The organism is Streptomyces dengpaensis, from assembly GCF_002946835.1.
Classification (GTDB): Bacteria; Actinomycetota; Actinomycetes; order Streptomycetales; family Streptomycetaceae; genus Streptomyces; species Streptomyces dengpaensis.
This window is the reverse complement of record NZ_CP026652.1, coordinates 4,391,772-4,405,567: the sequence shown is the minus strand read 5'-3', so window position 1 is coordinate 4,405,567 and position 13,796 is coordinate 4,391,772. Positions and strand designations below refer to the sequence as shown.

13 protein-coding genes and 1 pseudogene are annotated in these 13,796 nt (G+C 69.2%); 7 read left to right on the top strand and 7 right to left on the bottom strand.

Going from position 1 to position 13,796, the window contains the following annotated elements; translation table 11 throughout:
- Nucleotides 1-20 precede the first annotated feature (20 nt).
- Nucleotides 21-893 (top strand): hypothetical protein, encoded by an 873-nt coding sequence (locus C4B68_RS20285; protein ID WP_099501992.1) that lies wholly within the window; start codon nucleotides 21-23, stop codon nucleotides 891-893.
- A gap of 190 nt (nucleotides 894-1,083) precedes the next feature.
- Here the strand turns inward: C4B68_RS20285 and C4B68_RS20280 are convergent.
- Together C4B68_RS20280 and thiC are read right to left on the bottom strand one after the other, a co-directional pair.
- A pseudogene (locus C4B68_RS20280) lies at nucleotides 1,084-1,986 on the bottom strand (vWA domain-containing protein); the annotation flags it as partial.
- 116 nt (nucleotides 1,987-2,102) lie between these two features.
- The gene (thiC, locus tag C4B68_RS20275) at nucleotides 2,103-3,950 is read right to left on the bottom strand and encodes a phosphomethylpyrimidine synthase ThiC (RefSeq protein WP_099501993.1); all 1,848 of its coding nucleotides are present in this window, start codon (nucleotides 3,948-3,950) and stop codon (nucleotides 2,103-2,105) included.
- A gap of 221 nt (nucleotides 3,951-4,171) precedes the next feature.
- Between thiC and C4B68_RS20270 the strand changes: the two genes are divergently transcribed.
- Nucleotides 4,172-5,644 (top strand): YibE/F family protein, encoded by a 1,473-nt coding sequence (locus C4B68_RS20270; protein ID WP_099501994.1) that lies wholly within the window; start codon nucleotides 4,172-4,174, stop codon nucleotides 5,642-5,644.
- 61 nt (nucleotides 5,645-5,705) lie between these two features.
- Here C4B68_RS20270 and C4B68_RS20265 read toward each other — a convergent pair whose 3' ends face one another.
- From C4B68_RS20265 to C4B68_RS20250, 4 genes are all read right to left on the bottom strand, one after another.
- The gene (locus C4B68_RS20265) at nucleotides 5,706-6,143 is read right to left on the bottom strand and encodes an SsgA family sporulation/cell division regulator (protein WP_099501995.1); all 438 of its coding nucleotides are present in this window, start codon (nucleotides 6,141-6,143) and stop codon (nucleotides 5,706-5,708) included.
- Between the two features lie 99 nt (nucleotides 6,144-6,242).
- Nucleotides 6,243-7,184 (bottom strand): IclR family transcriptional regulator, encoded by a 942-nt coding sequence (locus tag C4B68_RS20260; protein ID WP_373682223.1) that lies wholly within the window; start codon nucleotides 7,182-7,184, stop codon nucleotides 6,243-6,245.
- Between the two features lie 214 nt (nucleotides 7,185-7,398).
- Nucleotides 7,399-7,611 (bottom strand): DUF5326 family protein, encoded by a 213-nt coding sequence (locus C4B68_RS20255; protein WP_099501997.1) that lies wholly within the window; start codon nucleotides 7,609-7,611, stop codon nucleotides 7,399-7,401.
- Between the two features lie 162 nt (nucleotides 7,612-7,773).
- The gene (locus tag C4B68_RS20250; protein WP_099501998.1) at nucleotides 7,774-8,091 is read right to left on the bottom strand and encodes a cupin domain-containing protein; all 318 of its coding nucleotides are present in this window, start codon (nucleotides 8,089-8,091) and stop codon (nucleotides 7,774-7,776) included.
- An 82-nt stretch (nucleotides 8,092-8,173) separates the two neighbouring features.
- Between C4B68_RS20250 and C4B68_RS20245 the strand changes: the two genes are divergently transcribed.
- The 5 genes from C4B68_RS20245 to C4B68_RS20225 all read left to right on the top strand — a co-directional run bounded on the left by C4B68_RS20245 (nucleotide 8,174) and on the right by C4B68_RS20225 (nucleotide 11,980).
- Nucleotides 8,174-8,554, top strand: coding sequence for a phage holin family protein (locus C4B68_RS20245; protein WP_099501999.1), 381 nt, complete (start codon nucleotides 8,174-8,176; stop codon nucleotides 8,552-8,554).
- A 7-nt stretch (nucleotides 8,555-8,561) separates the two neighbouring features.
- Nucleotides 8,562-9,053, top strand: a complete 492-nt coding sequence (locus C4B68_RS20240) for a low molecular weight protein-tyrosine-phosphatase (RefSeq protein ID WP_099502000.1) — start codon at nucleotides 8,562-8,564, stop codon at nucleotides 9,051-9,053.
- Nucleotides 9,050-10,195, top strand: a complete 1,146-nt coding sequence (locus C4B68_RS20235; protein ID WP_099502001.1) for a cystathionine gamma-lyase — start codon at nucleotides 9,050-9,052, stop codon at nucleotides 10,193-10,195. The genes C4B68_RS20240 and C4B68_RS20235 overlap by 4 nt, the downstream gene beginning before the upstream one ends.
- Before the next feature lie 249 nt (nucleotides 10,196-10,444).
- Entirely contained in the window at nucleotides 10,445-11,350 is a 906-nt protein-coding gene (locus C4B68_RS20230; protein WP_099502002.1) for a LysR family transcriptional regulator, read from the top strand.
- A 147-nt stretch (nucleotides 11,351-11,497) separates the two neighbouring features.
- On the top strand, nucleotides 11,498-11,980 hold the full coding sequence (locus C4B68_RS20225; protein WP_099502003.1) for an NUDIX domain-containing protein: 483 nt from the start codon (nucleotides 11,498-11,500) through the stop codon (nucleotides 11,978-11,980).
- 36 nt (nucleotides 11,981-12,016) lie between these two features.
- On the opposite strand, the gene C4B68_RS20220 is transcribed toward C4B68_RS20225, so the two are convergent.
- Nucleotides 12,017-13,669, bottom strand: coding sequence for a globin domain-containing protein (locus C4B68_RS20220; protein WP_099502004.1), 1,653 nt, complete (start codon nucleotides 13,667-13,669; stop codon nucleotides 12,017-12,019).
- Nucleotides 13,670-13,796 lie beyond the last annotated feature (127 nt).

Genomic DNA, 13,796 nt, shown 5'->3' with positions numbered 1-13,796 from the left:
GCCCTACGGAGCATCGGGGGATGCACATGAACAGCGTTCCGCAGCACCTGCTGAGCGAGGACCGCCAGGAATACGAGCGGATCCTCGATGAGGCGCTGCGCTCCGCACCACACCGCCCGGAACTCGCCGCTGTCGGCCAGCGGCTCAACCCAGAACAACTGCGCACCATGGCGCTCAACGCCACCGCGCTCATCACGGCGGCCGCGACGGCCGAGTATCAGCACTATGTGAAGGTCCGCGAGGAACTGCGCCAGCCGGCGCCGTCCACCCCTGTCGCGAGCGAGAAAACCGGTTCCGCGGAGCCGGGCACGACCGCGATGGGGCTCGCCGCCACCGTGGGAGAGGTCACCGAGACCGCCGGAGCCGGCGCCATCGCCGTCGTCGCGGTGCTCGCTCCTGTCCTCGCCGGGACAGCCGCGGTGATCTTCCTGCTCGTGGGCTACATCCTGAAGATGCTCGACCCCGAGCCCGCGTTCGCCAAGACCCTCCAGACCACCGGATGGGTCTTCGGCGCGGTCACGGCGGCCGCGATTCTGGTCGCCGCGGTCGGACTGCTGCTGACCGCACTGCGCAACAGCTCGTCCTCGGTCCAGGCCGGAGCGCGCGGCGAGCTGGACGAACAGGTGGCACGGGCCAGGAAAGCCTGGCGCGAGGCCCTGCTGGAGCGCGGCATCCTGCCGTTCCTCCAGGAGGCCCTCGCCGACCCGGGCTCCGCGGCAGTGGGCCGTCCGGCACCGGCACCGGCACCGACCAGCCGCATCCCGCAACTCGGGTACAACCGGCCGGGGTTCAGCAGCCCCGAAGGCGGACCCGCGGCCGGCCCGCGCCCGAGCTTCACCAGCCCTGACTTCACCAGCCCCGACTTCGGAGGTCCGGAACACCGGCCGGAATGACACCCGGGCCGACCGCGTGGCTCATGCCCGGGCTGACCGCCGGATGTGGGGGAGGCAACCGAGGCCCGCGCCGATGCGGCGCGGGTCCGAACGGGCTGGCCACGTACGCTCGTGCGCTCCCCGCGGGGCGCCGTGCACCGTACGGTCCCCCCGCGGGGCGTTACGCCCGTACGCTCCCGGCAGCGCGCCGTCAGATGATGCCCAGCCGCCGGGCCGCCGTCACCCAGGCCGGGAACTGGGACAGAAGCCGGTCGTACAGCTCCGGGTCGGGGACGTTGCTGATGTCGGCGACGGCGAAGAAACCCACGTTGTCGACACGTCGGCCCGACAGCGTGTCGAACCGCTCCAGCACGCCGTAGTTGGACCGGCCCAGGCCCACGAACTGCCAGAAGATCGGCTCCTCCACCGCTTCCCGCAGCTCCTTCTCGATCTCCCTGTTGCGATAGACACCTCCGTCGGAGAAGAACAGCACCAGCGTGGGGTCCGCGGCCGGGTGCTCACGGACGAACGTCCGTACCTCGGCGATCACCTTCTGCTCCTCGTTCTGGATCCCGACCGCGCGCATGTCCACCTGCCCCGGCCGCAGCCCCTTCCGCGGCTTCTTGCTCCGTCGGAACAGGCTGAGCTCACCGACCCGGACGTGGAGTTCCAGCCACTCGGGCAGTTCCCCCAGAACGAGATCCGGCAGCCGGGCGGCATGAGACGCGAACGTCCATGCCTGCATCACTCCGTCGTCGTCCAGCTGCGCGGCCACCGCGGCCATCCGCTCGATCACATCGGCCACGACGCCCTTCGAGTACAGGAAGGACATCGAACCGGAGGCGTCGAGCACCAGGACGACGCGCGCCGTGACCCCCTCCGCCCCGTGCTTTCGCAGACTGACCGCCACCTGCTCCTTGCGCAGCGAGAGCCGCTTGCGCATGTCCACGGGCAACTGCTCCTCGCCCTTGGTGAGGCGAGGCGCCAGGCCCCGGGGCGCGGACGGAACCTGGAACGCAGGCGCGGTCGCGGGTCCGGGCGGCGGGACGAGAGCGGCCACAGGGGCGGGCGGCACGGCAGGTGCGGGCGCAGGCGCAGGCGGCGCGACGTGTGGAACTCCGCTGGTACCCCCAGGACTCCGCAGCCTGACCGCGCTCAGACTCCCGGTCCGGGTGGGACACGCCCCGGACCGGGACCCTCGGAACGAGCTCAGCCGGCCACTGGGCCGCGTCAGTCCGCCCTGGGCAGGTACACCCGGTTCCCGCTCGCCGCGAACTCCTTCGACTTCTGGAGCATCCCCTCAGCGATCTCCTCGGGCGAGGCTCCCTCAGCCGCCGCACCGCCGAACTGCTCTGTGATGCTTTGGCTGATCTTCATCGAGCAGAACTTCGGCCCGCACATGGAGCAGAAGTGAGCCGTCTTGGCGGGTTCGGCCGGCAGGGTCTCGTCGTGGAACTCCCGTGCCGTGTCCGGGTCGAGAGCCAGGTTGAACTGGTCCTCCCACCGGAATTCGAAGCGGGCGTCGGACAGCGCGTCGTCCCATTCCTGCGCACCTGGGTGCCCCTTGGCGAGATCGGCTGCGTGGGCGGCGATCTTGTAGGTGATGACGCCGGTCTTGACGTCGTCACGGTTGGGCAGGCCCAAGTGCTCCTTGGGCGTGACATAGCAGAGCATGGCCGTGCCCCACCAGGCGATCATCGCGGCACCGATGCCGGAGGTGATGTGGTCGTACGCCGGCGCGACGTCCGTCGTCAGCGGGCCGAGCGTATAGAACGGAGCTTCATCACAGATCTCCTGCTGAAGGTCGATGTTCTCCTTGATCTTGTGCATCGGGACATGTCCCGGGCCCTCGATCATGGTCTGAACATTGAAACGCTTCGCGATCGTGTTGAGTTCCCCGAGCGTCCTCAACTCCGCGAACTGCGCCGCGTCGTTGGCGTCCGCGATCGACCCGGGCCGCAGACCGTCGCCGAGCGAGTACGTGACGTCGTACGCGGCGAGGATCTCGCAGAGCTCCTCGAAGTTCTCGTACAGGAACGATTCCTTGTGGTGCGCCAGGCACCAGGCCGCCATGATCGAGCCGCCGCGCGAGACGATGCCGGTCTTGCGGTTCGCGGTGAGCGGCACATACGGCAGGCGTACGCCCGCGTGGACCGTCATGTAGTCCACGCCCTGCTCGGCCTGCTCGATGACCGTGTCCTTGTAGATCTCCCAGGTCAGTTCCTCGGCGCGGCCATCGACCTTCTCCAGCGCCTGATAGAGCGGCACCGTGCCGATGGGGACGGGGGAGTTGCGCAGCACCCACTCGCGGGTGGTGTGGATGTTGCGCCCGGTGGACAGGTCCATGACCGTGTCGGCGCCCCAGCGGGTCGCCCAGGTCATCTTCTCGACCTCTTCCTCGATCGAGGAGGTGACCGCCGAGTTGCCGATATTGGCGTTGACCTTCACCAGGAACCGCTTACCGATGATCATCGGCTCGATCTCCGGATGGTTCACGTTCGCGGGCAGCACCGCGCGACCGGCGGCGATCTCCTCCCGTACGACCTCGGGGTCGACGCTCTCGCGGACGGCCACGAACTCCATCTCGGGCGTGATCTCACCGCGTCGGGCATACGCGAGCTGCGTGACCGCCTCTCCCGCGCGGCCTCGGCGCGGCTGACGCGGCCGCCCCGGGAAGACGGCGTCGAGGTTGCGCAGTCCTCCGCGCGGCGAGGTGTGCTTGATTCCGTCGTCCTCGGGACGGACCGGGCGGCCCGCGTACTCCTCGATGTCGCCGCGGGCGATGATCCAGTTCTCGCGCAGCGGCGCCAGCCCCCTGCGGACATCGGTGTCGACGGTCGGATCGGTGTACGGGCCGGAGGTGTCGTACAGCGTGACGGACTGCCCGTTGGTGAGGTGCACCTGACGGACCGGCACCCGCAGATCGGGGCGCGAACCCCCGACATACGCCTTGTGCCAGCCGACTGACTTCCCGGCCTCGCCGTTCTCGGTCGGGGCGGTCGCCCCACCGTTCTCGCCCGGAGCAAGCGCCCCGTCCGTCTGGCTGGAGGCAGGCTTACGTGCGTCCTTGTTGGTCATGAGACCTACTCCCTACGCCGGCATTACCCGGTAACAGGTTCGGCGGTCGACGCAGCGGCTTCCGTCCGCCGATGTTTCATGTGAAACATCGCTAAGACGAAGGTCAGCGCCCTCTCAGCCCGGTGCTCCGAGCTCCCGCGTGTGCAAAGGTGGCTCCACGCTAGCGTCCTGTCTGGCGCGGTGACCAGATGGCCCCCCGCCGTTCTTGCGATGATCGGTCGGTGACCACGATGCAGCAGCCCCCGTTTCCACCATCCGAGCCACCGCGCGGCGGCTCCGGCAACGGCCATGGACATGGCTCCGGCGACGGCCCCGGGCATGGGCCGGGCGGTAGCGGCCATGGCGCCGGACCCGGCGGCGGGCACGGCCCCGGCGACGGTCCCGGGCACGGCCACTCGCACAGTCACAGCCATGGCCCCGCCGCCCCCGTCTCCAAGCACCTACGCAAGGTCATCGCCGCGGTGCTGGTCCCCTTCGCCACGGCGGTCGTCGTGGGTCTCGTCGTGCTCTGGCCCGGCGGCGCCCCGTCCCACGAGCGCACCGGCGTGGGTTTCGACCGGCAAACCCAGCAGGCGACCGTCACCAAGGTCGACAAGGTGGACTGCAAGTCCGTGAACGCCTCGGGGGAGACCCCGACGGGCGACACCTCCACCGCCGAGGGGTCCTCCGCGCAGCAGCAGGCGACGGGCGAATGCAAGAAGGCGACGATCCGTGTTGACACCGGCAAGGATCAGGGCCGTACGTTCACCGAGATCGTCCAACCTGACCAGTCGCGGCAGTTGCACGAGGGCCAGAAGGTCGTGGTCGCGTACGAACCCTCCGCGCCCAAGGATCTGCAGTACTCGGTCACCGACGTGAACCGGAAGTTCCCGTTGGCGCTGCTCGCCGGGATCTTCGCGCTGGTCGTCGTGGTGGTGGGCCGGATGCGCGGCGTCATGGCGCTGATCGCACTGGCGGTCAGCTTCCTGATCCTGACCTTCTTCATCCTGCCCGCGATCCTGCAGGGCTCGAACCCGCTGATCGTGGCGGTCGTCGGGGCCAGCGCCATCATGCTGATCGCGCTCTACATGTGCCATGGCCTCTCGGCCCGTACGTCGGTGGCAGTCCTCGGCACGCTGCTCTCGCTGATCCTGATCGGTGTACTCGGCTCCCTGTTCATCGGCTGGGCAGCTCTGACGGGCAACACCGACGACAACACCGGCCTGATCCATGGCCTGTACCCGTCCATCGACATGAGCGGCCTGTTGCTCGCGGGCGTCATCATCGGTTCGCTCGGTGTCCTCGACGATGTGACGGTGACGCAGACGTCCGCGGTCTGGGAGCTGCACGAGGCGAATCCCGCGATGGGCTGGCGTGGCCTGTACAGCGCGGGCATCCGCATCGGCCGCGACCACATCGCGTCCGTCGTCAACACGCTCGTCCTGGCGTACGCGGGCGCCGCGCTGCCGCTGCTGCTGCTCTTCTCGATCGCCCAGAGCAGCGTGGGCACGGTCGCCAACAGCGAGCTGGTCGCCGAGGAGATCGTGCGCACCCTGATCGGCTCGATCGGTCTGGTCGCTTCGGTGCCGGTGACCACCGCGCTGGCCGCCCTGGTGGTCTCCGCGGACCGCCCGGGGACCGCGGCCGGCCCGGTGCAGGCCACGGCGGCCAGGACGCCGGTGCGCAGCGGGAAGGGCCGCCGCCGCAAGCACTGAGACCATCCGGCGCCCGCACCTGTCGAGAGGAAGCGTTACTCCCCTTGGCGGTACCGGCGCTTCATCCGGCGCTCTGTTCCTCCGCCAGGATGCGGTCCAGCGCCTCGTCGAGATGCGTGTCGAAGTCGGCCAGGGCACGCTCCTGCCCCAGCGGCACCAGCTTGTCCGTGCGGTCCAGGAAGGCCACGAGTGGCGCCGCCCCGGACCGGAACAGCGCGTGATCGCCGCCCACCTGAAGCCGGATCAGCACCTCGCCGAACGACTCCGGGTCGGCGGGCGCGATATGCACATCACCGTCACCGCACGGCCGCCCCACGCCGTCGATCAGCAACTCCCGCCCGAACGCCCAGGTCACCGGGGCGTCGCCGGGCAAATGGAAGGTCAGCCGCACGGCGTACGGATCACAGGTCTCATATCGCAGCTCCACCGGAATGCGGAAGGACAGCTCCTCCGACACGAGGAAGCTCATCATGACCTCTGCCTGTACCGACTCGCGCATCGCCTACCCCGTCGTTTGCCCTCGGCTGGCCAGGAATCGTCCCCCTGACACTGCTGGAATCTTGCTCAACGTGCACACCAAATCACAAGGAGTGAGTTTTCAGATACTGATAGAGATGGCGAGTGTCCCTAGCAGCCTGCCGATCTCGTTCTGCAACTGACGTGCGGCGGGCAGCAGGCGCTCGGCCTGGTGACAGGGCAGGGAAATGGCCATGGCCCCGGCGGTTGTGCCCGCCGTGACGGGGATGGCGGCGCACACCGTGCCCAGCGCGTACTCCTGCCGCTCGACGACGGGCTCCATTCGTCCCGCACGTTCCAGGCGCCGCAGCAGACTGTCGTCGTCGCGCACCGTGTACGGAGTGATCGACTGCACCGGATAACGGTCGAGGTGGTCCCGGCGGGCCTTCTCGTCCAGCTGGGACAGCAGGCACTGGCCGATCGCGTGCGCGTGCCCGGTCTCCCGGAAGTCGGCCCACTCCTCGACCGCGGGATTCCCCGGGGTGTCGGCGATGCACATGACCTCGATCTCGCCGTCGCGGTAGATCGCGTAGTACACGGGGACGCCGATCGAATCGTGCCAGTGCGCGAGCGCGTCGCTCACCGTGCTGCGACGTTTCTGCTGTGCTCCGCTGCTGCTCAGCCGCTCGGCGGCCTCTCCCAGAAAGAACAGCCCCTTGTCGCGGCGCAGGTAGCCCTCGTGGACCAGGGTGCGCAGCAGGTGGTACGCCGTCGGCAGCGCGACCCCGGCCTCCCTGGCGAGCTGTTTGGCGGGTGCCCCGTGCTCGCGCGCAGCGACGGCCTCCAGCAGGCGCATCGCCCGCTGCACGGAGCCGATCAGGGTCGTGGGGTGCGGCTCCGGGGGTACGGCCTCCGTGGCAGCGGTGCGCGGAGCGCATGTCTCCCCGGATGTGGTGCGTCGAGCGCGTGTCTCGCCGGGCGTGGTGTGCGGCTGGGCGGGCGGGACGCGTGATCCAGCAGGCACACCCGACCGCTGGACGGGTGGAGTGTGTGCATGTGCGGGTGCGGTGTCAACCGTGGCCAAGGGGCACTCCCGAAGCGCGAGGGGGACCGCCCGTGCGGGGAAACACGGGAGGGAGCTGTGCGCTGCCCGCGGGGGGTCGACCCCGCGTCGAATTCCGGACTTTAACCGTCCGCCACCGCTCGCATACGGTCTCGCCGGAAAACTTCCCTCGGCCGAGGGAACCTCAGGTTCTCTTTGCCGGCCCGCCGTTACCGATCGCTCACCCTCGCGTGCCTCACCAGTCGCCGCGCGACGACGAACTCGATGTGAACTTCCGCACGATGTAGATCAGCCCGCCGACCAGCGCGACGAAGATCAGGGCCTTGAAGAGCAGGCCTATGACCACACTGAGCACGCTGACTATCACCGTGCCGAACACGACGAGGGCGATGACCGGCACCGCGACCCACTTCACCCACCACGGCATACCGTTGAAGATCTCTCGCATCGCCCTAGTCCTTACCTCTCCGCCCGTGGCCCCAACTCCAGGGCGCCGATTCCGGGTTCTCCGATGTCCTGCATTCGATGCTAGGGCCGGCAAGGGCCGGACGGGGCCCTCGCGCCCCTTGTCCTCCCCTGACCGTTCCCCTAGGGAACCCTGAGGCCGGGGTCAGCTCTCCGGCGGAGAGAACATCACCAGAACCCTCAGGTCCTCGGTGATGTGATGGAACTTGTGGGCGACCCCTGCGGGCACGTAGACGACGCTGCCGCGCGCCACCTGCGTGGTCTCGAGGCCGACGGTGATCGAGGCCCGACCGCTCACCACGAAGTACACCTCGTCCTGCTGGTGCGGCTTCTGCGGGTCGAGTTCGCCCGCGTCGAGCGCGTACAGGCCCACCGACATGTTCCGCTCGCGCAAGAACTGCAGGTAGGCACCGTCATTGGCGGCGCGTTCCGCCTCCAGTTCATCCAGCCGGAATGCCTTCATCGCCCTCGTCCGCTCTCGTAGGCCGTGGGCTGTATCCACAGCCCCGCCTCGCCAGTCGATCTCTTCTGCCACGATCAGACACATGAAGAATTTCGTAGTCAAGACGATCGCCAACGCGGGGGCCCTGGCCGTAGCGGTGTGGCTGCTCGACAAGATCACCCTGCCGGGCGACAGCACCGGCAAGAAGGTCGGCACGCTGCTGCTCGTCGCCCTGGTCTTCGGACTGGTGAACTTCCTGGTCAAGCCGGTCGTGAAGGTGCTGACCTTCCCGCTTTTCATCCTCACGCTCGGCCTGATCACCCTGGTGGTCAACGCCCTGATGCTGCTGCTCACTTCATGGCTTGCCGACAAGCTCGACCTGAGTTTCCACGTCGAAGGCTTCTGGACCGCCGTCGTCGGTGGCCTGATCATCTCCATCGTGTCCTGGGCGCTCAACGTGATACTGCCCGACGGCAAGGACTGATGCCCCGATGTCCTACCGCGTCTGCTTCGTCTGCACCGGCAACATCTGCCGCTCCCCGATGGCCGAGGCCGTCTTCCGCGCCCGCGTAGAAGAGGCCGGGCTCGACGGCCTGGTCGAGGTCGACAGCGCGGGCACGGGCGGCTGGCACGAGGGCGACGGCGCCGACTCGCGCACCGTCGCCGTACTGGAGGCGGGCGGCTACGAGAGCGACCACGCGGCCCGCCAGTTCCAGGCCTCCTGGTTCTCCCGCCTCGACCTCGTCATCGCCCTCGACACCGGCCACCTCAAGGCCCTCCGCCGCCTCGCGCCCACCCCCGAGGACGCGGACAAGGTCCGCCTGCTTCGGTCGTACGACCTCGCCACGGGCAACGATCTGGACGTACCCGATCCGTATTACGGACATATCGAGGGCTTCGACGAGTGTCTTGAGATGGTGGAGGCAGCGAGCCCCGGACTGCTCGCCGCGATACAGGAACAAGTGGAGGGACGTGCAGCATGACGTCAGGGGATTTCGTCACGGCCAGCGGTGACGGCACACGCGCGGTTCGGGCCGGATTGCCCGAACCCGTCAAGTACGAGCCGACTCTCCCGGGCCCGGTCTTCGCCGCGCACTTCCACCTGCCGGGCGAGCCCACCGGTCCGTACACCTACGGTCGTGACGAGAACCCGACGTGGACGCTCCTGGAGCGCGCCATCGGCGAGCTGGAGGCCCCCGGACAGGAAGGCGTCGAAACGCTCGCCTTCCCGTCGGGCATGGCCGCCATCTCGGCGGTGCTCTTCTCCCAGCTGCGCGCCGGCGACATCGTGGTCCTGCCCGACGACGGCTATCAGGTGCTGCCGCTCGTGCGTGAGCAGCTGACCGCGTACGGCATCCAGGTGCGCACCGCCCCGACCGGCGGCGACGCCCAGCTGGAGGTGCTCGACGGCGCCAAGCTGCTGTGGATCGAGACCCCCTCGAACCCGGGCCTCGACGTGTGCGACATACGACGGCTCGTCGCCGCGGCACACGCACAAGGCACCCTCGTCGCCGTCGACAACACCCTGGCGACCCCGCTCGGACAGCGCCCGCTGGAGCTGGGCGCCGACTTCTCCGTGGCCAGCGGCACCAAGATGCTCACTGGGCACGGCGACCTCCTCCTGGGATACGTCGCCGCACGTGAGGCCGCTCTGATGACTCCCGTACGACGCTGGCGGAAGATCGTCGGCGCGATCCCCGGCCCGATGGAGGCCTGGCTGGCCCACCGCTCGCTCGCCACGCTCCAGCTCCGCGCCGACCGCCAGACCGCCAACGCCCTGGCAATCGCCGAGGCACTGCGGGAGCGGCCGGAGGCGACCGGGCTGCGCTATCCGGGACTGCCCGACGACCCCTCTCACAAGATCGCTTCGCAGCAGATGCGGCGCTTCGGGTGCGTGGTGTCCTTCACGCTGCCCACGCGCGCCCGTGCCGACCGCTTCCTCGAAGCGCTGCGTCTGGTGGACGACGCGACGAGCTTCGGCGGCGTCCGGTCCACGGCCGAACGGCGCGGCCGGTGGGGCGGGGACGCGGTGCCGGAAGGCTTCGTCCGCCTCTCGGCCGGTGCCGAGGATCCCGAGGACCTGATCGCGGACATTCTGCGGGCACTCGACGAATCGGCGGGGTGATCCCTTCCTGAGCGACCGGTGCGTACGCTGCGCCGCACCCCCGGTCCGCGGGATTAGTACCGAGCTACGCACAACGGACGGTCCGAGCCTCCCCCCTCATGGCTCGGACCGTCCCGGTTCTGCGCGCGAAGAACCGCGCGACCAAGGCTAGTTGACTCTGCGTCAGTGTCCAATCACGGTAGCGACAGAGACCTATCGACTTATTTATAGTTAGGGTTCACGCGTGGGTGCTGGGAGGGGAGGGGCACCATGGACTTGGCTTTGCTGCGCACTTTTGTGACTGTGCACCGGGCCGGTTCCTTCACCCGCGCCGCCGCGCTGCTCGGGCTCTCGCAGCCGGCCGTCACCTCACAGATCCGCACGCTGGAGCGACAGTTGGGGCGGCCCCTGTTTCTGCGTCAGGCGCGCGGAGTGACCCCGACGACCATCGGCGACGAGCTCGCCCACAAGGCCGCGCCGCATCTCGACGCGCTCGTGGAAATCGCCGAAACCGGCCTCGACGAGGACTCCTCGCTACGTACCCTGCATCTGGCCGGGCCGCCGGAGTTCACCGCGGAACGGGCGCTGCCCGCCCTCACGGAGGTGTCGGGCGACGCCGGTCAGGGCTTCGCGCTGCGCGCCTCCTTCGGCAACGCGGAGGAGACCTTGGAGGGGCTTGCCGCCGGACATCATGATCTGGCCATTACGACGGCCCGCCCGCGCGGTGCGCTGCTCACCGCGACTCCGCTGTGCGACGAAGAGCACGTCCTGGTCGCCGCCCCGCGCTGGACCGCCTGCGTCGGACCGGGCAAGCTGCGCCGCAAGGGCGCTCACGCACTGGAGAACTTCCCCGTCGTCGAGGTGCACGAGTCGCTGCCGCTCGTCTCCCGCTACTGGGCCTCCGTGTTCGACTCCCGTCCGGCCGCCTCGGGCACCGTCGTCGTCCCCGATCTGCGCGCGGTTCTCGCCTGTGCCGCCGCGGGCGCGGGCCTCGCGGTGCTGCCCCGGTATCTCTGCGCGGCGGCACTGGAACGTGGCGACGTCGTGGCGCTGCTCGACCCGGCGGTTCCTCCGCTGCGTACGTACTTCCTGGTGGTCCGCACCGGAACGCTGGCGATGCCGCATATCGCGCGGGCCCATGACTGGCTGCTGAGGGCAGCCGTCGACTGGTGCTGAGGCCGGAGCGACTGTCGACGGGTTCCGAGCCCCGTGTGGCCACTGAGCGATCCCCGTGTCGGGCCGCCGACCGGTTCTGAGACCGCTTCTGGCGCTCTCGGGGCCTCCCGATGTTTCACGTGGAACCAGCCGGGCCACATTTCTCCCATGACCGTCCGACCCGTGGTCAAACGCACCGCCCGCGCCATCCTGCTCGATGGCGACGACCTGATTCTGATCAAGCGCACCAAGCCCGGCGTCGATCCCTACTGGCTCACCCCTGGTGGCGGGGTCGAGCCGGAGGACACGACAGTCGTGGACGCGCTCCACCGTGAGGTGCACGAGGAACTCGGCGCCAAGATCACAGACGTCGTGCCCTGCTTCGTCGACACCGTCGAGCACATCGGCGAAGACGGCGGAGCGACCGGCGTGAAAGTGCAGCACTTCTTCGTCTGCCGTCTGGAGTCCATGGATCCGGCCCAGCGGCACGGCCCCGAGGTGGACGAGCCGTGCGGCGAGTACGAGATCGTGCGAGTGCCGTTCACCCGGGTCGGGATCGCTTCCGTCCACCTCGTACCGCTGTCCCTGCGGCACTACCTCGACGGGAACATCGAGGGCGTACGGGCAATGCACGCCCCCGACCTGGGCTGACGTACGATGCCGGGACTCGTCCAAAGGGGTCCTTGGTCAGTCCCCGGCCGCGACGAGCTCCTCCAACGAGTCGTGGCGTATGCGATCCGACGGGATGCCGATGTCCATCAGAGCGTCCACGCCGCTGCGGATCATCCCGGGCGGGCCCGAGAGATACGCGTCGTACTCGTTCCATGGCCCGTACTCGCGGACGACATCCGGCAGCTGGAGATGGGCCTGCTGGTCCACGACGGGCCGCACGGCGAGCCAGGGGTGGCTCTGCTGGAGCCGCAGCATCGTGTCGATGTCGTACAGGTCGTGATCGGTGCGAGCCCCGTAGAAGACCTCGACCGGGCGGCGCTCACCGTGCTCGGCGACATCCTCGACCAGGGCCTTGATGGGCGCTATGCCGGTGCCTCCGCCCAGACAGAGCAGTCCGCTGTCGGTGCTGTGGTCGACGGTCATCGATCCGGCGGGCGGACCGAGCCGGAGGATGTCTCCGGGCCGGGCACGATGCACGAGCGCGTTGGACACCCAGCCCGCCGGAACCGCCTTCACGTGAAACGACAGCAGCCCGTCGGAGCGGGGTGCCGAGGCGAACGAGTAGTGGCGCCAGACGCGTGGCCACCACGGCGTCTCCAGGCTCGTGTACTGCCCGGCGAGGAAGGGGTACGGCTGGTCGGGGCGGACGGTGAGGACCGCGATGTCCGGGGTCCTGAGATCGTGCGAGACCACCTCGGCGTACCACCAGGCCGGAGCGCGCAGCTCGTCGGCAGCCGCCGCGTCGATCATGACCTGCGAGATCGTCGTGTAGGCGCGCACCCAGGCCGCCTCCATCTCGTGGTCCCAGACTGCCGAGGCGTACCGGCTGAGCGAGCCGATGAGGCACTCGCCGACGGCCGGGTAGTGCTCGGGCCGGGTGCCGTACTTGCGGTGTCCACGGCCGAGGTTCTGCAGATACTCGACTAGGACCGGGGTGTTGTCGATGTGCTCGGCGGCCGTTAGCAGCGCCTTGAGCAGTCGGTCCCGCTGGGTGTCCATCGCGGCGGGGAACAGGGAGCGCAAGTCCGGGTGGCGGACGAAGAGCAGCGCGTAGAAGTAGGAGGTGACCTTGTCGGCGACGGGGCCGACCTCGGCCATGGTCCGGCGGATCAGCACGGCGTCGGGGGACGCCTCCGGAGCGGGAGCCGGCGCCGGGACGGACTCCGGAGCGGGCCTTTGGACGGGCACCCGGGGCTCCTGGCCGGCAACGGGCTGGGGAGAGCCGTGGCCAGGATGCGCGGGACCTGATTGCGGCCGGACGGCTTCATGGGGGTTGTAGGCGGGTTCCGGCTCCCGGCGCCGCGCCTCGGGCTGCGGGGTCTGGTAGGGGCGCGTCTCCGTCGGTACTGCCTCACGGGGCCGCGTCCCGGTCGGCGCTACCTCACGGTGCGTCGGCGCCGCCTGGGGCGAGGGGGGTGCCGCTTCCACGGCCGGGGATATTCGTTCCTGCTCCGGCGTTCCCTGCCCAGGCGCTTGCTGCCCCGTGGCCGGACGGCCGACCGGACGCATCGCGGCCAGCCGACGGCCGTCGCCTGCCCCCTGCTCCTCGCCGGAAGGCGCCGGCTCTTTGCGCGGCGTGAACCAACCGCCCCCTCCGTTGCCGCCGGAAGTGCCGTTGTCGGCCGACGCGGTGGTCGGAGCGTCCATGGTGTGCCTCGCCTCGAACATCTTTCGGTCGGTCTGAGCACTTCCGTGGTCGGAAGATGCCTGCTTTCCCCCGCAGACGGCTTGCTTTCTTTCCCGGTTCAGTCCCCGTCGGCCAACGCGGCCACATTGAACCCGGATTCCCGCCCCC